Here is a 23,710-nt window from a genome sequence, read left to right as displayed (position 1 = left end):
GGGCTATCTGAGGTTAGTACAACAAAACGAGGACCAGGCTGTGCAGTCCAGTTAAAAGTAGAATAACGCGCTGCGTAGTTGACGCGGTTTTCTTGCGGTTCTATAGCGCCGATGCAAGGCTTAAGGTCTTAGCGGAGCAAAGCTGGCAGGGGCTATTATCCTTGCTCGGTGCCGGTTTTCAAAGGAGCTTGGTGCTTATGAGTAAAGAGAAGTATAAATTTTTTGAGGTTGTTCGTGGCTATCTTGAAGAAGCCGCAGAGCTGGTGAATCTTCCGCCGCATGTGGCTCACATCCTTGCGCAACCCAAAAACGAAGTCATTGTTCATTTTCCTGTGTTGATGGACAACGGTGAGACCAAGATTTTCAAAGGCTATCGTGTTCAGCATAACAACCTGCGCGGCCCCTACAAAGGCGGCATGCGTTTTCATGAATCAGTAACGCTCGATGATCTTAAAGCGCTTGCCTCGATGATGACCTGGAAATGCGCATTGATGGAGATTCCGTTTGGCGGCGCCAAGGGCGGTATTAAAACCAATCCACGTGAGCTTTCGCAAAACGAGTTGATGCGCATGACACGTCGCTTCACCCATGCACTTGGCTACAACATCGGCCCTGAATACGACATCCCCGCTCCAGATATGGGAACGAACGCCCAGATTATGGTGTGGATGATGGACACCTTTATGAACACCGTGGGGCATACGCAGAAGCAAGCGCAGCAACGCGTAGTGACGGGTAAATCGCTTACCTCCGGCGGCTCCTATGGCCGTGAAAAAGCCACGGCTCAAGGCGTGGTGCACTGCATTACCGAATGGGCCAAAGACAACAATTTTGATCTCGAGGGAAAGACAGCCATCATCCAGGGCTTTGGTAATGTGGGCTCTCATACGGGCATGCTGCTTTCTAAGCTTGGTGTATCAACGTTGGCCGTGGGGGATCACTCGGGATACCGTGTGAATCCAGAAGGTTTTAACCCACACAAACTTGGCGACTACGTTAAGCACAACGGATCCATTGAAGGTTATCCCAATGGCCAGAGCATTAGCCGTGAAGAGTTCTTCTCGGTGAAAGCAGATTTGTTCATTCCAGCGGCGCTTGAAAACCAAGTGGGCGAAAAAGAAGCCGAGCTACTTGATGTCAAACTTGTCGCTGAAGGTGCTAATGGACCGGTTAATCCTGAAGGCGAAAAAGTGCTTATGGCCAAAGGGATCGAGATCATTCCTGACATTCTCGCCAACAGCGGTGGTGTCACTGTGAGTTACTATGAGTGGGTGCAAAACAAGCGCAGCGAAACCTGGGATCTTGAAGAAGTGGATGCGCGACTCGAACGTGCTATGAAGCGCGCTTACCAACGCGTGGCGCACGCAGCCCGCGAGTTAGACTGCAGTCCTCGTCTTGCAGCCTACGGTCTGGCTTTGCGTACCCTTAAAACAGCCTACTCTGAGCGCGGGATCTTCCCCTGATCGAAAAAAGTTTCAGGTCCTCAGCGATCCCGAAAAGATTCTCATGGAGAGCTTTAACAAGTTTTTGCGGGATGGTGTTTGCTTGAAAACTGACGTGCGACACGCTCGGACATACGGGATGACCGATTGAATCGTTTAGAGCACTAAACCACGGAGTACATTGCTAAGTGCGGTATTCGTTCTCTGCCGACAGGTCGGCGCGGGCGAATCGAGCTGGGTTATTTATGGTGATGGTTCGTCCTTCGGTTGCGATCCAATTTTGATCGCGCAAAGCTCCGAGCGTACGGGAAAGCGTTTCAGGAGCAATATGAAGTTCGTTGGCCAGCAAAGTCTTGGTTCCCGGCAATGCAATGGCAAGCGAGGTTTCGGACAAAGGTTTTTTGCAACGCGCCAGCAGCCAGTCGCGAAGACGCTCACTTACGCTTAGCTCTCGAAGGTTTTCGAGTTGCTGCACCAGGTAGTGCAAATGAAGGCTCATCGATCCAAGCAGTTGAAGAGCGATCTCAGGCCTTTTTGAAATGAGACTACGAAAATCATTTTTGCGGATGAGTAAAACCTGGCAAGCTGTTTCAGCTTGTGCGCAAACTGGATAATGATCGAGGCCTGAAAGAACTGCTTCGGCAAAGGAACTTCCAGGACCGAAGATGCGGACCGTCGTTTGGCGCCCAGAACGATGTTGGCTATGCACGTGGATGCGACCGGAAACGATAATGAAAAAACCTTCGGCCGGATCGCCTTCATAAAAAAGGTATTCTCGACGTTCGAAACTTTTGATCGACGTGCAACCCGCTAGCGCTTCGATCTCTTCTTTTCCTAGAGCAGAAAAGAGTCGAGTGCTGCTCAGCATCTTTTGGACACTCGCGCCGTGGTTTATCGGGCTGCCTTCAACGCCACTCGGCATAACCCTCCTCAGAAAATCAAATTCATATTGGGGATTTTCTTGATCCAGGTCAAGGTTTTTTCGCGATTTGTGGGCTACGAACTTTAGTGATCCTGACCTGAAACCGATTTTTGACGGCGTCACCTATGCTAACAAAAAAACAAGCCAAACTATTTTTTCTTGGCGGCACCGCTCTGTTCAGCGGCGTCTTTATTCTGATGACCATTGACCTGCATCGGAAAGTCCCAGAGCAAACGAACTCTGCCGCAATCAGTGACGACGTTAAGGCTGGCAAACGAATCTGGGAAGATAACAACTGTATGGGGTGTCACACTCTTTTCGGCGAAGGAGCTTACTATGCTCCCGAGCTAACCAAGGTGGTTGAGCGACGCGGAAAAGAATGGATTCGTATTTTCATCAAAGACCCAGAAGCCATGTTTCCCAACCAGCGCAAGATGGTTAAGTATGACTTTTCGGAGCAGCAGATCGATCAGATTATCGCCTTTCTTGAGTGGTGCGGCCATGTGGATCTTAATGGTTTTCCGGCCAAGCCTCCTTTGGGTGATTCGGTACCGGCGGTTAGCGTAACGCAGGCCGAAGCCTTTTCTGGACCAGTGCCTCTGCGTAAAGCTGTCCCGGAAGTGTTTACCACCGGCACGTGTATTGGCTGCCATCAAATCCAGGGACAAGGCGGTGCGGCAGCCGCTGCAATTGGCGCTCCCCCGCTCGATGATGTGTTTCGGCGATATACCCGTGAGAAATTAATCGAATGGATTTCGGATCCGCAGAAAATTAAACCCGGCACGAAAATGCCCAAACTGCTCGGCGTCGCAATTTCCGAAAAGCAACTGATCGAAATTGCCGATTATCTCATGAGTTTGGATCCGGCAACCGCTGAGCCACCAGCTTCGGGCCAGCCATGATCCTGTGTGACGGTAGGTGCAAACTATGAAATACAAATCCCAAAAGATTGCATATTGGTTCTTCGCTGCAGCGATGGCTTTGCTGCTCCTTCAGCTTATCTACGGTTTCATTATGGGCTTTGCCCGAATCGGAATGGATGGCCTGCACCAATGGATTCCATTTAATACGGCACGGGCTGTGCACACGAATTTGCTCGTGTTTTGGATGCTCCTTGGCTTTATGGGCTCGGCCTATTTCATTATCCCTGAGGAAGCGGACCGTGAACTCATGTGGCCGAAGCTTGCATGGATTCAACTGATTTCTTTTCTCGCGGTTGGTGTCGTTGCTTTGGTCGGATACCACATCAACTGGTGGGAGGGTCGTAAGTTCTTGGAAATTCCGCGACCTTTGGACTATCTGGTAGTGGTCAATGTCTTGGCCTTTTTGGCGAATATTGGTCTAACGATTTGGAACGGAAAACGCCACACCACGACATCCATCGTTCTGTATTTCGGTCTGCTCGCATCGGCGTTGCTCTATTTGCCGGGCATGATTCATTTTGATAACCAAACCCTCGATTCTTTTTATCGTTGGTGGGTGGTGCATTTGTGGGTTGAGGGTGTGTGGGAACTCATCATGGGCGCCATGCTGTGCTACCTTCTGATTAAGCTTACAGGCGTTGATCGAGAAATCGTCGAGAAGTGGCTCTATGTCATTGTGGGCTTCACTTTTTTGTCAGGTATTCTCGGAACCGGTCATCATTATTACTACATTGGTGCGCCGCGCTACTGGCTGATGGTCGGAGGTATCTTTTCAGCTTTGGAACCGCTCGCGTTTTTAGGAATGGCCTTGTACGCGCTTTCGATGGCGAAAAAAGGTGGCCGGCGCCATCCAAACAAAGCTGCACTAAACTGGACTCTCGGCAGTGCGATTATGTCCTTTGTCGGCGCTGGCTTTTTAGGTTTTGCGCACACACTTCCGCAGGTTAATATGTATACGCACGGCACGCTTGTGACTGCCATGCATGGTCATATGGCGTTTTGGGGCGCCTACGCCATGATCAATCTGGCCATGATCTCCTATACCCTACCTATTTTTACCGGCCGTAAATTGTGGGATAATACGGCCTCAAGTCTTGCCTTTTGGTTGAGCAACATCGGCATGGTGTCAATGACAGCTGCCTTTGCAGTCGCCGGGATCACGCAAGTTAATCTCGAGCGACGCCTTGGCCTTGATTTTCTTGTTGTGCAAACAGAAATCGAAATGCACTTTGTTGGCCTGCTGCTTGCAGCCTCATTGTTTACCATCGGCATTGCTCTTTTCCTCTACAATTTCTGGCGCTTTGGTTTACCGAGCGCAGAAGCAGAGCACTCCGATGTCCGGGCGATTGAACAGTTGTCTCAAAAAGAGCAACTCTCTGTTCAAGGGTCATGACACGCCCCGCAATTTTCTATGTTGAAACTGGGCGCGAGGTTGATCTTTTCACCCACGCATGGAATGCGAAATTGCCGTTGTTGATCAAGGGACCAACCGGGTGCGGAAAAACGCGCTTCGTTGAGTACATGGCGGCCAAGCTCGGCCGTCCCCTGGTTACCGTTGCTTGCAACGAAGATACCAGCGCCACTGATTTGCTTGGCCGTCATCTTCTCATTGGCGGTGAGACACGCTGGACGGATGGTCCTGTTACGCGAGCGGTGCGAGACGGCGCGGTACTTTACCTGGACGAGGTCGCCGAAGCTCGCGCTGATACGGTTGTGGTGATTCACTCACTTAGCGACTACCGCCGCGAGCTATTTCTTGATCGCACTGCCGAGACATTGCATGCACCCCCGAGTTTATGTTGGTGGTGAGTTACAATCCCAGCTACCAACGCAGCATGCGAGAATTGAAATCTTCGACGAGACAGCGTTTTGTTGGGCTGAGTTTTGGCTATCCAGACATGGAGCGCGAGGTGGAAATTATCGTGGGCGAAACCAACGTCGATGAAGCTGTTGCGCGCAAGTTGGTGGGTGTTGCTCACAAGGTTAGAAAGCTAAGTGAACTTTCTTTGCTCGAATCGGTCTCGAGTCGCTTGCTCGTGGATGCCGCAAAGTTGATTAAGCAAGGTTTGCCGCCGCGTTTTGCCGCAAGCGCCGCAATTGCTGAGCCGCTTAGTGACGATCCGGATGCTATCCAGGCGATTCGGCACATCATCGAGCTCAGTTTTTGACGATATGGCAACTCTTTTAGAGTGGGAGGAGCAATTTTTCCTAGGCCTTAAAGCCCTCTACAAGCGCGTTGTACAAAGCCCTCAGGACCGGCGAAGGGCGTTGGTCTCTGCCGCGCTAGCGCCGCAACGCCAACAATTGTTTTTGCTTGCGCACATGATAGCAAACCGCAGCGTACTAATTATTGAAACCCCGCAAGCGGTCCTTTGCGACGAAGCGCATCTTTTCTTACCACCGGAGTTCAGTGTCGCAAGCACAAAACAAGCCAACGAAGCGCTGTTTCGAGTAAAAACGGTACTTGGTGCCCTCGCGATAAGATCGAGCGACAGGGGCTTTTGTGGCGCACCCTTGGAGGAACGCGTTGCGGCTTGGAGCGAAGAGTTTTCTTCCTTGGGCGAGTGGATTGCGCTAGTGCAGAGAGAGCTTGGGGACATGTCGCTTTGGCAGATTCTTGGTGAGTTCAGGCAACAAAGCCAACCAGAGGCGGAATCAGCGATTAAAGAAAAGCCGCCCCCTTCTGCGGAAGAAGCTCAACACGAACTCACGGAAATCGAAGGGCAAGGTCAGATCGATACCGAGGTGCAAGTGCATCAAGACGAGCAACCAATGCAAGCGGAGATGCCAATCCACACTTTCGAGAAGGTAGAAGCGCTTGAGGAGTACATGGGTGTGCCGCGCAAGACCGACGATGAAGATGAACTTGAAGATCACGCCGAAGCCCTAAAAACCCTGAACATGAAACAGCTGCTTCGCAGCCAAGAGCGCCCGCACTCTATCTACCGAGCAGATCTTGTGATGAACGGTCCTGAACTGGAGCTGCAAGACGATACCGTTGGTGAAGGTATTCCCTATCCAGAGTGGGATTACAAAAAAAAGCGCCACAAAGCCAATTGGTGTTTCGTGAAACGAACACAGTTTCTTGGAAGTGATCCGGCATGGGCCGAAGCTATGAAGCGCAAACATAAGACAACTATTTTCGAACTCCGAAAAAAAATGGCCTCCCTTGCTACACAAACTCAACGGATAAAACGCCAGCCCATGGGCCCTGAACTCGATATCGATGCAGTGGTAACGGCACAAATTGATCTGCGCACAGGATTCCCCGTCGATGACCGTTTTTACGTGGAGCGGCAGCGCAAAGTGCATGATGTGGCTGCCATGGTGCTCATGGATCAGAGCTACTCGACGGACGCTTGGCTAAGCGATGCGCGCGTGCTGGACACCATCACCGAAACCCTTTTTTGCTTGGGAGAAGTACTCGATGATCTCGTGGCAGATTTCTGTGTGGCAGGCTTTAGCTCCCAAACTCGGCGTCAATGTGATTTCTGGCTGATTAAACAATTCGCGGAGTCTTGGCCTACTGCCCGTGCGCGCCTTGGCGCCATCGATGCTTGTGGATACACTCGAATTGGCCCGGCATTGCGACACGCGCAGAACTTGCTCCTTCAGCGGCCCGCAGAGCGGCGCGTGATTTTCCTGCTCACCGATGGTCGACCCTGTGACTACGATCGTTATGAAGGTGAATACGGGATCCAAGATGTGCGCAAAGCGATCCAAAGTGGCGCAGAGCACGGTATTTACACGCATGCTTTTGCCATTGAAAAGCGAGCCCGTGAACAATTTCCGCGCATGTTTGAGCGTCATGAATACGATATCGTGTCCAGTCCACGTGCTCTTATCTCAAGCATGTGTCGAGTGTTTGCGCGATTAAGATTTCAATACTAACAAGGTGCATCGAAACCGCCATGTTTGCAGCGCAAAGCACAAGCACAAAAGCCATCCTTCCGGCGGCCCAAAGTGTGTTCATGTTGTAAGGCAAGCAAGGGTTCCGGGGAAACGCTCTAGCTCGCGTCTGCGAGGAAGCTGCCAACTTTCGAGGCATCCTGTTATGCTTTGGGTGTGATTGATGTGTATTTGATACCGGGTTTTTTCGGTTTCGCCCAACTCGGGGCGCTTAGCTATTTTCAAGGAGTGTCTGCCACGCTCCTTAGAGCGCTCGAAGAGCAAGGCATCGACGCGCGTATTTGAGGCACCCACACAACCGACGAGCTCCGTGAGACGTCGTGCACTTACGCTTCTCGAATTCGTCGAGCACCACAGCGGAAGCAACTCGCATGCACTGCATTTCGTTGGACACAGCACGGGCGGCCTCGATGTGCGATTGCTTCTGACCCCAGGGGTAAAGCTCGGGCAAGTAAGCGCAGAAGACAGCATTGCAGCCCGAACGAAAACGGCCATCACCCTTGGCACACCACACTACGGCACGCCCCTGGCGAATACGCTGACCAATCTCAATGGCCGCAACTGGCTTATGCTGGTGACTGCCCTAGCCACAAGCAAACCCGGTCGCTACACGCTTTATGGCGCAGCTCGGGCCCTCACTCTTTGGTCACGCGTGGATGATTTTATCCTTGGCCACACCCACACCTTGCTCGACAGCATCGTCGAGCGACTGATCAAAGACATCAAACCGGATGCAGACGATAGCTTCTTTGATTTCGTACGTTCGGTGGGTGTCGATCAAGGCGCATTAGTGCAGCTCACGCCGGAATCTATCGATCTTTTCAATGCTGCCGTGCTCGACCGCGCTGACATTGATAACGTAAGTTTCGCAACAGCTGCGCCTTTTCCTAAACCCTACGTGGGCTGGGATCCCTACAAAATGATGTCACGAGGCCTGTTTGCTTTAAGCTATTCACTCGCACGTCGCGAACAACGCCAATACCCTTACCCAGATCATGCGTATGAACTCTTGGAAGAAATTCGCAACCTTCTTCCTTTTGAACTGGACCGAGGAACCAATGACGGCGTCGTTCCCACCTTAAGCCAACTATGGGGACGCTTTGGAGGCATTGCAGTAGCTGATCACCTTGACGTCGTTGGGCAGTTTCCTCACGATGATGAAGGAGGCGTGCACTATCCCGGCTGGCTTCACAGCGGCTCGAACTTTTCCAAAAACGATTTCGCAGAACTCTGGTCAAAAATCGCAGCAGTTATCGCAAACGCTTAAGGAGAGGCGCCTGCAAACTAACATCTTTCCTCAAGACGCTTGCTGACACCTTTTACGGTGATTATTTCATCGATTGGGCGGTGGAGCTTAGCGAGCTTGAATCCTTGGGAGTTGAACTCAACAGCGAGCTTGGTGTGGTCATGGGAAGCTCGCGCCAAGGCAGTCACTTGGATGGTGATCTCGTATGCCTGACCGGCGAGGGCCAGAACCGGCAATGGAGCGAAGCCATGATGGATCGTATGCGATTGGATGGTCAAGCTGTGGTCGATAGCGATGGGGATGGCTTGAGCGACTGTGAAGAAGCTTATTGTGAATCTGACCCAAACAATAGCGACACGGACAATGATGGCACACTGGATGAGCAAGAGGTGCAAGAGGGCACTGATCCCACACAGGATGATAGTGCTCAGGGCAATGTCGAGCTTCGAGGAGGCGGAGGTGTAACGGGTTGCATGATTGCCACTTCGGGTGAATCGGCCAATGAACCTGTGGTGTATCTATTAGCGCTGGGTCTGTTTCTTACACGAAGAAAAAAGTTCTAAGCCACGCACTACTCAGTAGTCAAAGCGATAGACCCGACCCTCGTTTTGTCCGGTGATGAATTCATAGGGACAGGCACAAAAAAGGCTTTGACCTGTGGCGAAAGAACAAGTTTCAGCAAAGCGATCATCAGGGCCAGTGTTGGGTGAGACAAAAACATGGCTTAGTGCATAGCTCGTCGAACTTAGCGGCTGAAACAAAAAGGCCGCACCCGCGCGCTGATAGCCCGTCGTCTCATCAAAAGGGCTTCCAATAAGAATCAGTCCATTGCGAATATCAACACTAAGGCCAAAGCCCTCTCCTAAGTTGCTTTGATCGGGCTTGGTTAGGGTCGCCAATTCTGTGGCGGTAGTTCCCAGGCGATACAGCCGTACGTAACCTGGGCCAACGTAAGTATAACCGTCGTCGGTTTCGGCGGCACCAATGACGGCAAGGTCGCCTTCCAAGGCCACTGCGACGCCGAAGATATCACCGTCTTGATCGCCGCGATCAAGCTCTTGTTCGCTGCCCCAGCTTCCATTGACATAGCTGTAACGGTAGACAATCCCCCTATCGCTCCCATTGGAAAAGCCAGGCGCTCCAATGATGAGAGTATTGCCTTCGACTGCAAAAGCGAAAGCAAAACGATCATTGTTTTGAGCGTTCGAAGCTTGCAAGGATTGTTTGAAGGTCCAGGTGCCTGCTGTGCGTTCGTAATAATGGAGATAGCCTATGGGCCAAGATTCCCCAACAAATAAACGATCGCCATCGACAATAATTTTTCGCCCAAAATCGTCATAGGGAGATGTCGAGGCGCGAGGGCTTTCGAGTTTGACAGTTTCGGACCAGACCCCATCGACGTCCCTTCCAAACATATAGACCGCGCCGCGGTTTGGTCCCTGCGAGGTGCTTGCACGATAAGCTCCTACAGCAATATCGTCGCCCGAAATTGACACACTGCCACCAAAGAGATTGCCAATCGTGCTGTCGCTTGCCACCAGGTATTGCATACCACCGCTAAGAGGATCCGCATCCAACATGGACCAGGTCTCGTTAGCGAGCTGTTGGTAGATGAATGCTTTGCCAGAGTTGGGATAGAAATCTTGGCTTGGTGCTCCAACCACCATTAAGTCCTGAGATATGGCGATGGCGCTGCCAAGAACGTCGTTGTCGCCGAGAAAACCATTGGCAAGAAAAGAAGTGGATAGCGCATTGCACACGCCGTTTCCATCGCAAGTGCCGCCTCCAGAACAAGTTGTACCAGCGCTTGCACTCTGCCAACTGTCTGATGCAAGGCTTGGATCACAAAAGAGACAGGCATTGGTAGGATTTACCTCGCTTGTATCAAAACAAGTTCCGTTGATCTCGCAGCCTTGGCAGCTCTGGCTAACCACACATTGCCCTGTTGTTGTGTTGCATTGCCCCGAGGCGCAGTCTGAATCGTTTGTGCACACTTGGTTTGCTTCAAGTGCACAGCTTGAATCGCAACCATCGCCATCGGTCTGGTTTCCATCGTCACATGCTTCGCCGGTATCTACCGTCCCATTGCCACAACCATCTAGCGTCACACATATCGGAGGGTCTTGGCTGAGATCACATCGCCCATCCGGGCAGTCCTGATCGCTTCGGCAAGCTCCTTCGAAAGGTGGCATGGCCTCAAAGCCCAGGCGTCCGCAACCACAAAGGTAGCACAGTAAAACTAAGCCCAAGCGCTTTAGGATCATGATAATAATATAGCAGCTTATTTGGGAGCTTGATATTTGTTGGTCATGGATGAGAAGCCTGTGCGATAGGAATGTGTTATGTCTGCCCCATGCAATGCCAATGTTATGTCAGGAAGTGCACAAAGCGAACTAGCCCTACGTTGTCTACATGAAACGACCTTGTGTCTTGAAGATTTTATAGAAAAAGGTGGGAGCCTCCCTCGCGACCGTCGCGACCCAGGTTTTGGAAAAACCGTGTGTCAGCTTGCTGCGAGGCCTTGTTTTACGGCGAAACCAGTTGGCGCAGATGCGAGGTGATGAGCAGCGGCGCCTATCGCAAGGCAGGCATCCATGGATAAAGCGTCATCTTGAGCAAAGCATCGCTTATCTCAAAGAGCAGACACAGATGCTTGAGGCAGAAATCACAACCCTCCTTGAGGCAAACAGTACGCTTGGCCGCAGAGCAAGCCTACTTCAGAGTTTCAAAGGGATTGCTCAGAGCAGTGCAGCGTGCCTGCTCAGTGATTTTCCAGAACTTGGCACTCTTGCTGCCAAAGGATTCAAGCGAAAAACAACAAAACCTCCCAAACCCACAACCTCACACTTACCGATGTGACTTTACGGCTCCCTGACCCATGTGGGCTGCGCTGCAAGGGTCGGATGTCCCCTGTCTAGGGTAGTCACAATCGCAAAAATTGGGACTTAATGCCCCAACGCAGGCTCGCATACCTCCAGAGCACGAAATTTCATTGAATAATTACGAGCGGATAGGGCACATGCCCCCCGGACAAGGTTTTGGCACAATACCTGCTTATCAAAACAACAGGCCCCCACCAATAGGACTGCGGGCCAATGGAGAGTCCTTATCCGAACCTCATTCAAAAGTACATTATTTCGATGCCAGTCTTATCTGTGGCTGGGATGCATCTTTATCATCGCGTGTACATCTCCGGAAGCTTCGGAGAGTTACGGTGCAAGTGGGGATGCTATCGTGATCCCCACTTTGCTAGCGATTCTTGCAGCCATACTGGAGATACTGGGCTGGCCAGGCTTACTGGCCATCACGACACTGGTTTGTGGTAGTGTCACACCATGCCGCGAAGCAGCCACCGATCTTTTTGTTGAGACGGGCTTTGTGCTTGCTAATGAAGCCGACTCTTTTCGAGAAAAATTCACGGCTTCAGAACCTGTATCGATCCAAGATATAATGGAAAGCATCAGCGCGGCACCCGATATATCTCGGTCCAATGCTGAGATTTTTGTTCGTGACGTTATCCGTCCTCTGTTGGAACAGTTCCCCATGGATCCTCTGGAACTTGCTCCACGCATCTACCGGTTTGAAGACTATTCAGACACAATCGCTGATTTAGACGCTCAGAGGCGTATATTATTTCAACAGTTATTGCGCATGACGGAACTTTTAACCCGAGCCGCTCATGGTGATCAACTGAGCGAAGAAGAGCAACGAGAACTGGAAGACTTGTCCGAGCAGCGATTAGACGAACAGCTTTTTGATGAATACGGCGGAAAAGAAAGCAGGCTTGTGACTACACTAGAAGATGTCGACGATGCAGAGCTTGCGCTCTCGCTTCTTGGTCAAAATAATAGTCGGCTAGCGCAAATGAATGCCCACTACGCAGGAAACAGAGCCAGCACGGAGTATGAGCTCGAACAGATAAGCGATGCTGAATCTCTTGACGCTGAGATACTACGCGAACAAATCGACGTCCTGCGCCTCTTTGAAAGGTACGTCGAAGGCTGGTTTGCCAAAAATGCGAAAGCTATGAAAACGGTCTCTGACTTTATCCAAATTAGCCAAGACGACCCCGATGCCTTCCCATAGCACTCGACCAAGTGAGCCTACTTCGCCCTCCGAATGGCCTCAGCGCTTTTGCCGACAATGCTCGTATAGATCTCTGGATCCGTATCGCCCTCGGTGCCAAAACACAAGACGTGAGACCCCTGATCAAGCTTGAGTGCTTTTTAAAGGAAGCATCATCTTTGATCGAACACAAGGCAGCGACGCCCGCAACAGCTGACTCTCCAGCAACGATGGGTACATCATTGTCTAACCCCCGGGCAAGCAATCGCATGGCTTGCGCTGCGGCTTCATCCGGTATGGAAAGAAATGCATCAGCACCCGTCTCCAAGATTTGCCAAGCCAAGGTCGATATCTCGACGCACGCTAGACCCGCCATGAGGGTGTTCAGTTCACCATGGACCACAGTCGGCTTTCCAGCTTTGGCGTTTTGAATCAGACAATCGGCCTGATCGGGCTCGACTACGATAAAACGCGGACGTTTATGACCATAGCGTTGCCACAAATGGCCACACACCGAAGCCGCCATGGCGCCCACACCACCTTGCGCAAAGACATGGCTGGGAATGACGCCTTCAGGCAATTGATCAAGCGCCTCTTGCACCATGATGGTGTAACCCTGCATCACATCTTTTGGAATCTGCGTGTAGCCTTCGTACGCTACCGAGACGGCAAAATCATCTACAAGCTCAAACGTCGTTGGGCCGATGGCACTGAAGCCGTTATTTTTGAGCTGCTTGATTTGATATCGCGATTGTGTACTTTGGTGCCGCCGCCTCGCTTTCATCGTCTCAGGTGTCACGGCGTGCTTGCTGCCCATGCCAAAGAACGTTGCGAAGTCGTGCCTGGGCCGCAGGACGAAGGCATTACGGCGCAGCTGCACTTGTGGGATGATGAGCCAGCGCAAAACCGGGCCCCCACATTAGAACCCGATGTGGGCCTATGCCCCTCCTGTGGCGGCAAGATGAAAATAGTTGAGCTTGTGGATGCCGGAAAAGCGCCGAGCAGTCGTTCGCCACCGAGGCAGCCGGCATCAACCCCACAACTATCCTTACTCTTTGGCCCCAAGCCAACTTGCTACGGCGGGCCACAACCCTTTTTCCATGGCGTTTGCTTGCCAAATCCACCTTCCGAACCTCAAATTCCTCCTACGGAATCCCTAGGCTTAGTGGGCATGCAGCTCGTGCCGACCTCGTATGGACAGCAACTCATCTCGTTTTTAGACCCATAAGATTGATCGCGAAATTGAAATGAATTTTTCCAAGGCTGCCGAGCATCGGATTCAGGCACAGAATTTGCTTTGTGATGGATCAATGAGTAAGCACGCAAGAAATATCTGTATGATTTTCATGATCATCGCCGGATGTTCAGGGGAACAAAGCGACGAAATGAGCCAGCAGACCTCAGCAGTCATGTCCCAATCCCCTACATGTAAGAAGGCGATATCGTTTGCCAACAAGATCGAAGATCTAATCGTTATTGAAAAAAACAAAGACAACTATGAACCGCTGATCGCAGGTCTTGCGCAGCTTTTGCTCCCACTCCAGGGACACCAGACTTATGGATTCTATTCGCAATTCAGCGGCAACTTCGGCGATTATTCTAGCCCTGTATGGATTATTGAGACCACAATTGATGAAAGTCTTGCTTGGCGATACTCCTTTATCCCTGATTTTATTGGTCTAAACTTAGTCAGCGCGGAAGTTATAGCTCAGGACTCGGACAGCAGTGAACTCTGTTTTGATTGGCAGGCTCAGCCGAATAGCAATTGGATTTGTGCTCAGCCACCGTTGAACGATAACGATCTTTCTCTTGGGAACTACTACGGAGATCTCCTTCCCGACACAAAACCACCGACAAAAATGGGCGTGCTTGGCCCAGAGCAAAGTGTCCGGCATACCCTTAGTATCGACAATCGAAACCTGTGGTATCTTAGTGCGCTCAATGTGCGTGTCGATATTCCGCCGGGTGCTATCGGTGATTTTGATCTTCGAGTGGGATTTAGTTGCGATCCCGAGGCCTATGCGGAACGCACTGTGCACACCGAGATTGATTGTACCAACGGAGAGTTACAAGACGATGGCTCGTGTTTAGCAGATGTGGATGAAGAGTCGCTGGTGCGTCAACTCAAGGTCACTGTGGATTGCAAAGGTACTCTAACGTCACCGATTGTGTCTGAGCAAGGCACATTCTTTATTGAACTCAGTAGTACAGAAGCTATGCAAGGCTGTTTACCGTATCGCCTTCAAGCACATCTCGATGGTCTGTAAAAAACATACTCGGAGTTTGCTCGAGATGCTGTTTTTAAAACGGGTGACGTGGATTTTTTTGGGCACCGCAGTGATTGGTCTAGCTCACTGTGCTGTTGATGCGGACCTTGAATCCAGTATTGACTTGCAAGTCGATGAAGCTTCGATGAGCGACATCTTCAAGGCCGCGATAGGTGAGCGTATCAAGTTAGCGTTTGCCATAGGCGGAGCCATGGAACTCGTCGGTACAATTTCGCGTGCATCAGCTTACGAAGATACGATTTCAAATGCGCCATCGACTCACACAAGTATTAAAATTATCCGTGGCGACATTGAAGCGCTAAGCGTTGGAACGGTGCGCTACATAGGCGGGTATTTTGTGATTGCCTTGCGGGATAATACTTTTCACGTTTATTTGGAGAGCGGAAATATCACCCGAAGATTTTCTATCAAAGGAGATCAAATTTTCCACTACCCGAATGATGGTTTCGACCTGTATGATCTGTTGCTTCGGCCGCAACAAAGTGATGTTCAGAGCCCGGCGACTGTCCCCGAGAATCCGGCCATAGTCACGATGCCAGTCATACCCTCTGAGACCGCGGAGTCCGTTGACTTGATGGTGCTTTATACACCTGCTGTCATGCAGCGCTATGGGCAAGAGTGGCTGCATACACAAATCGCCAAAGCGGTAGATGACTTTAACACAGCTGTCTTCAATAGTCTCCCGGGAGCTACCTGGCTTCCCAACAACCCAGTGCGGCTAACTCATGTGGGCTTTCTTCATCACGCGGACGAAGGCTCCGAGTTTCCAGTGCAAGATACCTTTCGCTGGCTGGGCGACACAGTTGGGGACGGCAGTCGCGCACAGCAGATACTCACTCACTACGGAGCCGATTTGCTTCATGTCATCGTATCTGACATCGACAGAGTGATCGACTCTGATGGTCAAATCACCGAGACACATTGTGGTCGGGCGTACATGGCAGAGCCTGGTGAAAACGGGCGCTATCGAACAGCGGGTGTGACGTCAGTAAGCTGTCTTGGAAACTACACTCTAGCCCATGAGATAGGTCACAATTTTGGCATGGCCCATAATGAAGAAGATGTAGATGTCGAAGGGTTGTTACCCATGGCGCACGGCATGCGTGTGCCAGGGCGTTTCAGCACGATTATGGCCTACGGTTGTCAAGAGAAGACCTGCCGTCGCTATCTTTATTTTTCAAACCCCAATGTGTCTTTGTTGGGCTTTCCAACGGGATCGGATACCGCATTCAACGCGTTAGCGATTGTCTATTCAATGCATACTTTGGCATCCTGGCGTGAGCTCCGTCCTTTTGAAGGCGATCATCCTCTGGTCAGTACGATGCCGCTGTAGTTGCACGATAGAGCCTAAGTCAGTTGACAACTACGATAGGGACTTAAACCACTGGGTTGTTTCTGCTAAGCGCGTGGTTAGATCGGTCCGGCTCGCCAACCCAGTTCACGGCTTATTTAAGTTGCGTCCAGTGCGCTAAAGCGGAGTTCTTCGTTTCTTGCCTTCACATGGCGGGATTCGACCCTCTTATTCATCGCATGGCCGAGACGGTCAACCAGTTGATTGACTGTGGTTTAAATCGCGGTGCTAACATTATAGACACCCGGCTTGGTGCCCGCACCTGCATGTCGTGATGCTTGATGGGGTGTATGTCGACGGAGAGTTTTTTCCGCTGACCGCGCCCAGCGAAACGCAGCTGCTCAGGATTGCGACGGAGGTCACTCGCAAGGTTCTGGTGCACTTCGGTGAGGATGAGTTCGGCGAGTCCGAAAAGGATTCGGTTATGACGTATCTCGCAGCAGCGAGCGCGCAAGGAAAAATCGCCCTGGGCCATCAGTAAGGGTATGGCCAGATGCGGCTTGTCGTTCAAGAGCCATACTGCATCGCCTCAAAACCGCGCATCAAGGTCGCTGCCGACAGCCAGGAATTGCTGCCAGGGTATTTTTTCAGCGAGATCAGTAATATCGAAAGTAAAAACGGGCGTTGTTGATAGGAAATACTTGGGGTTATTTGGTATTATAAAAGTATGAAAAATAATACTAAATCGAGTGTTACGCTTCCGCCCGATGAGCTTAAGCTTATCGAAAGCTTGCGTGAGGAGCTGAAATTGAAAAGCCGAAAAGGTGCCAACCTCTTTTAAAGGGGCTGAAATTTGGCTGAAAATATTGAAGTACAAATTTCGCTGGCACTTAAGTGGCACCTAAGTGTTGGTTACCGAGGGCAAGGAATGGTTTCCTTGCACTTGGCACAAAAATTGCTACATTATTTGAAATGTTTTGTTTAATCCCACGTGACGTGTGGTCATTTGCCTTACCGATGATTGCTTTATTGCCTCTCGGCTGCACAGCCATGCTCGAGTCTGACTTTTCACAAAAGGGCGATGCGATCATGTTTGCTCAGCGTGGCATCATCGATCCGGCGGATCACATTGCCCCAGCTGTTGGAAAGTTGTTGTCGTGGAGTCCCGAGGAGGGATTTCTAACATACGGAACAGCCACACTCATACGATTGCATAAAGAAGATGGAACACTGGATGATTGGCCAAGCAATATTATCTTGGCCTCGGCACATCAGTTTCAGAGCGAGGTCATACCAGGGTTTCAAGACGAAGCGTTTGAGGAGCACGTTTATCCCACCGAAAAAGGTGTCCATATGTTAATGCGTTTTGAAGTACGCACGCCTTATGGCACGCTACAGCAAGCCTACGTGCCTGTGGTGCATAACAAGATAGAAGAATCCAGTAACGAGGTGAACCCTTTTGATCGCCACCCGTGGGACTATAGCCCTGCAAGCTTAGCATATCGTTTTTCTTCAGATCATTTTGATGGGCAGCCCGTTCCTTATATTGCTGAACAGTATCCGGAAGGTCGCACTAAATCAGCCGCTGGTTTTCGAGTAAGCACAGAAAGATTTTCTTATTTTATTGGCTATGGCGGTTCGACTTGCAGTCTGGAGTCTCGAGACGGATGGATAACGCCAGTAAACACTGGGTATGGAAAAAAACGAGCAGCTGTATTTGATTGGCTTGCCGATACTCTGCAACCCACTGAGCAGATTGAACTATCGCCAGAAACTCTCATCATTTGCTGGGGCGATTCCGGTGGGCCCTTGCTGGTCTCACAGCATTCCAAAGGCATAGCATTATTGTCATCAGGCCGAATGCGCTACGCGCTTGATCAAATCGTGGGAGTCGCATCCCAAAGTCCTTCAACGCTTAGTTCCGACGGACACGATACGATTTTCGAGCCTATGTTGTTTGCCAATGTGGTGGGCAACCGACAAAGCATCGAGCAGATGGGCCGAGAGTTGCAGGACGAATACGATGTCCCTATGTTTCCTTCCTTTGATGAGCTGGTGCCCTGTCCGCCATTAGACGGAGGACTTAGCACACCAGAAGTTTGCAAAGAACTCGGGATAGCTCTGAAGTCTTCTGCAGAGACATCAAAACCAAACTAGAAGTGTCAACGTCACTTAATATGAATATTTAAGATCTGCTGATTGTGCCAAGCGCTAAGAGCCGCCAAGCTGATGGTGGCGCCGAGTAGCGCCAGAAACATATCCCATTGGGTATCCCACGGATCGCCTTGAATTCCTAAAAAGGCAGTGGCTGCCTTCCCTTAACGCGATGATCGAGTTCTACTTGGCGAGCAAGGAATCGAATTGGAGAGGATCTGAGCCGGTAGATCGAGCAAGCCAGATGGCCAGAGTGTGAGCCAAGAGTTTTCGAGCGATTTTGGAGCAAAATCGCCAAAAGGCTCTGGCGCTGTGATAACCGTCGTTTTCTGAACGACTGGGGACCTTTCCTTCTCGGCGTTAGGGTCGGCTGACCGTAGCAATCGAAACGCGGATTTATGATGCAAGCCCGTAAAGGGTCAGTCTGTGGTGACTGCAAACACTTTTGCCTACGGTGGTTTTTCACATACTTCGATCTAACCGCTTGTATGTACGCTCGTTTCTTCGTGCGTCCCAGCGATTGCTTCTCCTTTGGTGGCCACTTCGGTCATGTTTACTTGTAAGGCCATGTCTTGTCTCCGGTCACACCCGTCTTGAGACAATTCGCGCAGGATATGAGCTGGCTTGTTGGCATTGAATTTGCTTTGCTTTGCACCATGCGCTGGATAAATTCAACTGCTACGTTTTTCGGTGTTTTGGTTGTTCCACTTGAGGTGCCAGGTACCTCTGAAGCGAGTCAGTATGGGGCGGAATTTCTACCAAGAGAGGGTGAAGACGGTTGCTGACACCGTTCCGCCGTTCTTTAAGCGTGGCTTTCTCGGAGTGTTTAGAAGATCGAAGCTAGTAAAAGCTGTATCCTGAACCCGTCTGAAAGGAGACATCAATGAGCAGAGTTAAAGGTCGCGGCGTTTTCGGTGTCATTGGATGGTTTTGGTGCTGGACCGAAGCAAGATCTTGAACATCCGCTTGGGGTTCGCGGGCATGAATTGCATCCATGGTTGGCCAAGACAAAAGTGTTTCAGACGATGATAGGCAATGCTGGCGGCAGCACCGATGTCGACAACGACTTTGCCGAGCGATCGTTTGAAAATGTTGGGGCCTACATTATGGGTCGCAACATGTTCGGACCGCTAAGAGGACCGTGGCCAAACCAAGACTGGAAAGGTTGGTGGGGCGATAATCCCCCGTACCACACGCCGGTTTTCGTTTTAACCCACCATCCGCGAGAGCCCCTTGAAATGAAAGGTGGAACGACGTTTTATTTTGTTGAAGAGGGTATTGAATCAGCGCTTGCCAAAGCGAAAGAAGCCGCCAAGGACAAAGATGTTCGTATCGGTGGCGGGGTCTCCGTGCTTCGACAATATCTAAAAGCAGGTAAAGTGGACGAGCTGCATTTTGCTTACAGTCCAACTTTTCTTGGTTCAGGTGAAAAGGTGTTGTCTGGAATCGATTTAGCGCGTTTGGGATATCAAGTGATCGAAAAAGTTTGCTCTAGCGATGCGATGCATGTTGTTTTAAGAAAATGAAAGACAGTGGAGAGCGGCATTGCGCCAAGACCTTCTCTGCTCACCTTTGAACTCCATTCATGTATACTGAAAGCTCTTGAGGAAAAACTTCTTGAGATCCCTGCGAGCCTAAGCCCTTGTTTCAGGCGATTGCCAGGGCGCGGTTCCATTGCTATGTGTCGGCAATGAAAAGGTGTTTTGCTGTGCTGGTGTGCTTGGGCTTGGTGGGCCATGCTTGGGCGCAGGAACATGACAGTTTTGTCAACAAAGACACCGAAAACATGCCAAATATGGCAGTTTCTGAAGATTTATCCGCCAATTCTGCATTTTCTGCCCCTTCACCTCGTCTACGTTATGTGCTGCAAGGCGTTAAAATTGAGGGCAATTACAAGACACGGCGTTCGGTCATTCTTGATTACATCACCTTAGAGCGGGGTGATGTGGTCGACGTTGAAGACGACTCGCTTGAAGCGATTCGCTATCGCTTGCTTGGAACAGGTTTCTTTTCCTCGGTGCGGTTGAGCCTGAAGCGTGGAAGCAAACGTGGTTATGTCATATTGCTCGTGACGGTGACTGAACGCAACACCTTGCGCATCGATCAAGTGGCTGCCGGTATTGCCGAGGGCGTGCGCCGCACTGCAGATCGCACTGCGGACATCGAACCTTTTTTTGGCGTAGCACTTTCCGATCGAAATTTTTTTGGAACAGGCTTGATGCTTTCGGGCGCTACAGCGCTCTCGCCTGCGCAACAAGGCGTGAGGCTCGGAGTGCTCGCGCCGCGTGTTGTTGCCAAAGAGATTTCCTTGAGCGGCTCAATTTTCTTTAACAACGCGCGCGAGTTTTTCGGTGGCGATGATGTCCGCGTGAGCATTGCTTGCCCGGCTGGTATCTCTCCCGCCGATTGTCCGGAAGAGGTTTTAGCAAAGAACGCAGTCGTGCGTTACAAGCGTGCTGGTTTAAAGTTTGGAAGTGGACAAGAGCTAAGCTCACGTTTGTATCTAACTGTTGATTGGCAAGGTGAACTTGTCGATGTAACAGCCATCCCAGACGCTGCTTCACAAAAACGAGGCAATGATATTACGCCGATTGATTTTGCCATCGATCCCGATTTGTCGGTGGTTTCGATGGTTGAGCTGGCGCTAACTTTTGATCGTCGTGACAATCCCGTGCTGCCGAGCAAAGGTTTGCATTTCAAAATTCAAAGCGATCATGCCTCACGCTTCATAGCAAGTGACTATGATTATTTTAAGCTTCAAGTCCAAGCGCGCTATTGGTTTAAGTTGCCTTGGGGACACACCTTGCGCTTGGGTGCTTTTGGTGGGGCTATTTTTGGTCGAGCCCCCTTCTTTCAAAAGTTTTACGTTGCGGATCTAAATGACTTATTGCCTTCGCGCATGCTTGGTTTGAATTTTGATCGACGCAGACCGCCCAGTATTTTGGGCACTGCTGCCAAAGAGATGCGCAACGAAGACTTGGCCGGACGTGTTGATGTGCAATACGCATGGCCTGTGTATCGAAACCCGACCGGTATTCGGGCAACCGATTTGTTTTTCACTACGGGCTTGTACTACATCAGTTCACGTCGTGACTTGTTGGTTGGTCTCAGTGGCTACAATGAACTTTCGCGAATTCCAGTTGACTTAACCTTTGATTTTGGCTTGCGCATGGATACGGACATCGGTGTCTTTCAGTTTGCCTTTTCAACCATGGTGGGGTTTTTGGTATTGTGAAGAAGCTCCTCGCATCGTCGTTCATTATTGTCGCTTTGTCTTTGTTTGCGCAAAGCATCGCTGCTCAGTCGCAACAAGTGCAGCTTACGGAACGTAAAGTAGGCGTGGTTTGGAAGAATCAAAATGCCAAACTTTATGTTTCGATAGCCGATTTCCTAAGTCCTACGGTCAAAGAAAAGCTCACCAGCGGGCTTCCTCAAACCATGGTGCTTCAAGCCTTTGGTTATGAAAAAAACAGCAACAAGGCGATTGCTGTGTATGCCAGCAGTTGCCGCATCGTCTACGATTTATGGGACGAAGTCTATCGCATCGAAAGACAAGTCCCGGGTCAAAGCGCTCATTTCATTGTTAAGTATCCAACGCATGTGGCGTCAGTGTGTCTGGCGTTAAAAGGCGCCACGATGAAAGAGGTGAGTAGAGACGATCGCGACGTTGTCTATTTTGCGATTTCGGTGGAACTAAACCCGCTTTCCGATCGTGCTCTTGAGCGCATCAGGCGCTGGCTGGTACGGCCTTCGGGAACGAGCGGCTTGGGAGATGATGCGTTCTTTGGCTCGTTTGTGCGTTTGTTTGTCAATCCGCGCATTGGCAAAGCCGATCGCGTTTTGCGGTTTCGCTCGCAACTTATCACGGTGCCGTCGCCATGATCCGGATCAATCGCTTCGAGAAAAAGATCGTGGTGATTATTGTTGCCGTGACAGCCGCTCCGTTGATAGCGGCTTTGGTTTTAGGACAAGGCGTGCTGCGAGAAAACTATCGGCTGGGCCTAAACGAGCGCGTGCTTTTGCAGCTTAAGAGCAATATTGATCTTTCCCGCGACTATCTTGAGACCCTTCGCGATTACGCCGAGCACGCTCTGCTGTGTGTCGAGCAAGACAGCCGTGTTCGAGCGGCGCTTCAGACCGAGGATGCCGAAGCCATCGAACACGCTATGGTCGAAGCGCTCGCGGCGTTTCCACAAACCTTAAGCGTTTCGGCTACACACAAAAGCGGACTTAAAGTCCAACGTACTTTCCGTCGGGTCAACTATGAAGTTCGAAAGAAAACACTAAAGAGCAGTGTGGATGGTTGGGCGCTGGCGGTCACCGTAGCGATTCCCCAACACTTGTTTGATGACTTTCGTAAAGCCGGCGAATTTACGCGGGACTACGACGTCTTAGTGCGCGGAACCTATTTCGTATCCAATCGCTACCTTGCTGTCTATTTGATTCTCATGTTGCTTGTTATTTTCTTGGCGCTAGTGTTTGGTATTCCGGCAGCGCGAAAAGTAACCCGTCGAGTAGGGCTATTGGTTGCAGCGACGAAGCAAGTTGCTTCAGGCGACATGCAAGTGCAAGTGCCTATTTCAGGTCGAGATGAAGTGGCGGATCTGACCCGTTCTTTTAATGACATGGTCAGAGAGCTGGGCGATTCGCGAGCGCGTATTGATTATCTTCAGCGTATCAGTGCTTGGCAGGGCGTAGCCCGTCGCTTGGCGCATGAAATCAAAAACCCACTTACGCCCATCTTATTGGCGGTGCAAGAAGTGCACCGAGCGTATCCTGGCACGAACGATGAGTACCATCAGAAACTCGATCAAGCGTGTCAAATTGTAAAAGAGGAAGTATCGACACTGCGTCATTTGGTGACTGAGTTCAGTGAGTTTGCCAAGCTGCCCAAGGCGCACTTGCAACCGGGAGAATTTCGAGCCTTCCTCGAGGAGACGGTGGCATCCCTTCGCTATGAGTGGGAGCTTGAACATGCGGATATGCCTGATCTGCCAGCAACAAGGCTCGAGCTTAGCGTTCGTGAGCCACGGATTCGTGTCAGTTTTGATCCCATGTTGATGCGCCGCTGCCTTATCAACCTATGCGTCAATGCCAAACAAGCCATGCAGCATTCGGGGGTGGCTGAACCCAAGGTCGATCTGCGTTGCTGGAAGAAGGACAATAAGGCTTTTGTGGAAGTGAAGGATAACGGTCCGGGCGTATCAGAGGAGTATCAAGCACGTATTTTTGATCCCTATTTTACGACTAAACATGATGGAACAGGCCTGGGCCTTGCAATCGTCAAGACCGTGATTCTTGAGCACAATGGTAGGGTTGAATATGTTCCCTCTGAGTTTGGGGGAGCATCTTTCGTGATACAGCTGCCTCTGGATCAAGCTTGAGGCACTTTCGAGCTTTGAGCCCTATTTTAGGGGAATTTAGGACCTAATCCTTGACCGAAATAGACCCAAACTGCTAGCGTTACGGT

General features: G+C 50.7%; 20 protein-coding genes and 2 pseudogenes. 18 read left to right on the top strand and 4 right to left on the bottom strand.

Annotation, left to right across the window (positions count from 1 at the left end):
• The first annotated feature begins 197 nt into the window (after positions 1–197).
• Entirely contained in the window at positions 198–1,463 is a 1,266-nt protein-coding gene (locus IPJ88_03610; protein QQR90833.1) for a Glu/Leu/Phe/Val dehydrogenase, read from the top strand.
• 163 nt (positions 1,464–1,626) lie between these two features.
• Here the strand turns inward: IPJ88_03610 and IPJ88_03605 are convergent, their stop codons facing one another.
• A complete protein-coding gene (locus tag IPJ88_03605; protein QQR90832.1) occupies positions 1,627–2,364 on the bottom strand; it encodes a Crp/Fnr family transcriptional regulator in 738 nt (245 codons plus the stop codon).
• Positions 2,365–2,489: 125 nt separating this feature from the next.
• On the opposite strand from IPJ88_03605, the gene IPJ88_03600 reads away from it, so the two are divergent.
• From IPJ88_03600 to IPJ88_03575, 6 genes and pseudogenes are all read left to right on the top strand, one after another.
• On the top strand, positions 2,490–3,266 hold the full coding sequence (locus IPJ88_03600) for a c-type cytochrome (protein QQR90831.1): 777 nt from the start codon (positions 2,490–2,492) through the stop codon (positions 3,264–3,266).
• A 25-nt stretch (positions 3,267–3,291) separates the two neighbouring features.
• On the top strand, positions 3,292–4,680 hold the full coding sequence (locus IPJ88_03595; protein QQR90830.1) for a cbb3-type cytochrome c oxidase subunit I: 1,389 nt from the start codon (positions 3,292–3,294) through the stop codon (positions 4,678–4,680).
• Positions 4,677–5,455, top strand: a pseudogene (locus IPJ88_03590) (CbbQ/NirQ/NorQ/GpvN family protein). The gene IPJ88_03595 and the pseudogene IPJ88_03590 overlap by 4 nt, the downstream one beginning before the upstream one ends.
• A 4-nt stretch (positions 5,456–5,459) precedes the next feature.
• Entirely contained in the window at positions 5,460–7,178 is a 1,719-nt protein-coding gene (locus tag IPJ88_03585) for a VWA domain-containing protein (protein QQR90829.1), read from the top strand.
• A gap of 328 nt (positions 7,179–7,506) precedes the next feature.
• Positions 7,507–8,463 carry a hypothetical protein gene (locus tag IPJ88_03580; GenBank protein QQR90828.1) on the top strand — a complete coding sequence of 319 codons (957 nt, stop codon included), beginning with the start codon at positions 7,507–7,509 and terminating at the stop codon, positions 8,461–8,463.
• Between the two features lie 80 nt (positions 8,464–8,543).
• Positions 8,544–9,005 (top strand): hypothetical protein, encoded by a 462-nt coding sequence (locus IPJ88_03575; GenBank protein ID QQR90827.1) that lies wholly within the window; start codon positions 8,544–8,546, stop codon positions 9,003–9,005.
• Between the two features lie 12 nt (positions 9,006–9,017).
• Here IPJ88_03575 and IPJ88_03570 read toward each other — a convergent pair whose 3' ends face one another.
• On the bottom strand, positions 9,018–10,706 hold the full coding sequence (locus IPJ88_03570) for a hypothetical protein (protein QQR90826.1): 1,689 nt from the start codon (positions 10,704–10,706) through the stop codon (positions 9,018–9,020).
• A gap of 277 nt (positions 10,707–10,983) precedes the next feature.
• Between IPJ88_03570 and IPJ88_03565 the strand changes: the two genes are divergently transcribed.
• Positions 10,984–11,301, top strand: a complete 318-nt coding sequence (locus tag IPJ88_03565; protein ID QQR90825.1) for a hypothetical protein — start codon at positions 10,984–10,986, stop codon at positions 11,299–11,301.
• Positions 11,302–11,676: 375 nt separating this feature from the next.
• Positions 11,677–12,528 (top strand): hypothetical protein, encoded by an 852-nt coding sequence (locus IPJ88_03560; protein QQR90824.1) that lies wholly within the window; start codon positions 11,677–11,679, stop codon positions 12,526–12,528.
• Positions 12,529–12,545: 17 nt separating this feature from the next.
• On the opposite strand, the pseudogene IPJ88_03555 reads toward IPJ88_03560, so the two are convergent.
• Positions 12,546–13,324 (bottom strand): annotated as a pseudogene (locus IPJ88_03555) (diaminopropionate ammonia-lyase).
• On the opposite strand from IPJ88_03555, the gene IPJ88_03550 reads away from it, so the two are divergent.
• The 5 genes from IPJ88_03550 to IPJ88_03530 all read left to right on the top strand — a co-directional run bounded on the left by IPJ88_03550 (position 13,310) and on the right by IPJ88_03530 (position 18,243).
• Positions 13,310–13,735 (top strand): hypothetical protein, encoded by a 426-nt coding sequence (locus IPJ88_03550; GenBank protein ID QQR90823.1) that lies wholly within the window; start codon positions 13,310–13,312, stop codon positions 13,733–13,735. The pseudogene IPJ88_03555 and the gene IPJ88_03550 sit on opposite strands and share 15 nt — an antisense overlap.
• A gap of 109 nt (positions 13,736–13,844) precedes the next feature.
• Complete coding sequence (locus IPJ88_03545; GenBank protein QQR90822.1) at positions 13,845–14,774, top strand: hypothetical protein; 930 nt, start codon at positions 13,845–13,847, stop codon at positions 14,772–14,774.
• Positions 14,764–16,128, top strand: coding sequence for a hypothetical protein (locus tag IPJ88_03540; protein ID QQR90821.1), 1,365 nt, complete (start codon positions 14,764–14,766; stop codon positions 16,126–16,128). The genes IPJ88_03545 and IPJ88_03540 overlap by 11 nt, the downstream gene beginning before the upstream one ends.
• Before the next feature lie 289 nt (positions 16,129–16,417).
• Positions 16,418–16,627: a hypothetical protein gene (locus IPJ88_03535; protein ID QQR90820.1), complete on the top strand. Its 210-nt coding sequence runs from the start codon at positions 16,418–16,420 to the stop codon at positions 16,625–16,627.
• Between the two features lie 431 nt (positions 16,628–17,058).
• On the top strand, positions 17,059–18,243 hold the full coding sequence (locus IPJ88_03530) for a hypothetical protein (protein ID QQR90819.1): 1,185 nt from the start codon (positions 17,059–17,061) through the stop codon (positions 18,241–18,243).
• Positions 18,244–18,254: 11 nt separating this feature from the next.
• On the opposite strand, the gene IPJ88_03525 is transcribed toward IPJ88_03530, so the two are convergent.
• The gene (locus IPJ88_03525) at positions 18,255–18,377 is read right to left on the bottom strand and encodes a hypothetical protein (protein ID QQR91955.1); all 123 of its coding nucleotides are present in this window, start codon (positions 18,375–18,377) and stop codon (positions 18,255–18,257) included.
• A gap of 777 nt (positions 18,378–19,154) precedes the next feature.
• Between IPJ88_03525 and IPJ88_03520 the strand changes: the two genes are divergently transcribed.
• From IPJ88_03520 to IPJ88_03505, 4 genes are all read left to right on the top strand, one after another.
• Positions 19,155–19,766, top strand: coding sequence for a dihydrofolate reductase family protein (locus IPJ88_03520; GenBank protein ID QQR90818.1), 612 nt, complete (start codon positions 19,155–19,157; stop codon positions 19,764–19,766).
• Between the two features lie 164 nt (positions 19,767–19,930).
• Complete coding sequence (locus tag IPJ88_03515) at positions 19,931–21,475, top strand: BamA/TamA family outer membrane protein (protein ID QQR90817.1); 1,545 nt, start codon at positions 19,931–19,933, stop codon at positions 21,473–21,475.
• On the top strand, positions 21,472–22,122 hold the full coding sequence (locus IPJ88_03510; protein ID QQR90816.1) for a hypothetical protein: 651 nt from the start codon (positions 21,472–21,474) through the stop codon (positions 22,120–22,122). The genes IPJ88_03515 and IPJ88_03510 overlap by 4 nt, the downstream gene beginning before the upstream one ends.
• A complete protein-coding gene (locus IPJ88_03505) occupies positions 22,119–23,624 on the top strand; it encodes a HAMP domain-containing protein (protein QQR90815.1) in 1,506 nt (501 codons plus the stop codon). The genes IPJ88_03510 and IPJ88_03505 overlap by 4 nt, the downstream gene beginning before the upstream one ends.
• Positions 23,625–23,710 lie beyond the last annotated feature (86 nt).

It is taken from the genome of Myxococcales bacterium (assembly GCA_016699535.1).
Taxonomy (GTDB): Bacteria; Myxococcota_A; Polyangia; order Polyangiales.
Note: the sequence above shows the minus strand (reverse complement) of the source record. Positions and strands in the feature narration are given on the sequence as shown.

Coding starts and splice junctions, on each gene's coding strand:
- IPJ88_03545 (QQR90822.1), top strand. CDS start 13,845: ATGATTTTCATGATCATCGCCGGATGTTCAGGGGAACAAAGCGACGAA.
- IPJ88_03585 (QQR90829.1), top strand. CDS start 5,460: ATGGCAACTCTTTTAGAGTGGGAGGAGCAATTTTTCCTAGGCCTTAAA.
- IPJ88_03595 (QQR90830.1), top strand. CDS start 3,292: ATGAAATACAAATCCCAAAAGATTGCATATTGGTTCTTCGCTGCAGCG.
- IPJ88_03515 (QQR90817.1), top strand. CDS start 19,931: ATGAAAAGGTGTTTTGCTGTGCTGGTGTGCTTGGGCTTGGTGGGCCAT.
- IPJ88_03600 (QQR90831.1), top strand. CDS start 2,490: ATGCTAACAAAAAAACAAGCCAAACTATTTTTTCTTGGCGGCACCGCT.
- IPJ88_03530 (QQR90819.1), top strand. CDS start 17,059: ATGTTTTGTTTAATCCCACGTGACGTGTGGTCATTTGCCTTACCGATG.
- IPJ88_03540 (QQR90821.1), top strand. CDS start 14,764: ATGGTCTGTAAAAAACATACTCGGAGTTTGCTCGAGATGCTGTTTTTA.
- IPJ88_03610 (QQR90833.1), top strand. CDS start 198: ATGAGTAAAGAGAAGTATAAATTTTTTGAGGTTGTTCGTGGCTATCTT.
- IPJ88_03570 (QQR90826.1), bottom strand. CDS start 10,706: ATGATCCTAAAGCGCTTGGGCTTAGTTTTACTGTGCTACCTTTGTGGT.
- IPJ88_03605 (QQR90832.1), bottom strand. CDS start 2,364: ATGCCGAGTGGCGTTGAAGGCAGCCCGATAAACCACGGCGCGAGTGTC.
- IPJ88_03505 (QQR90815.1), top strand. CDS start 22,119: ATGATCCGGATCAATCGCTTCGAGAAAAAGATCGTGGTGATTATTGTT.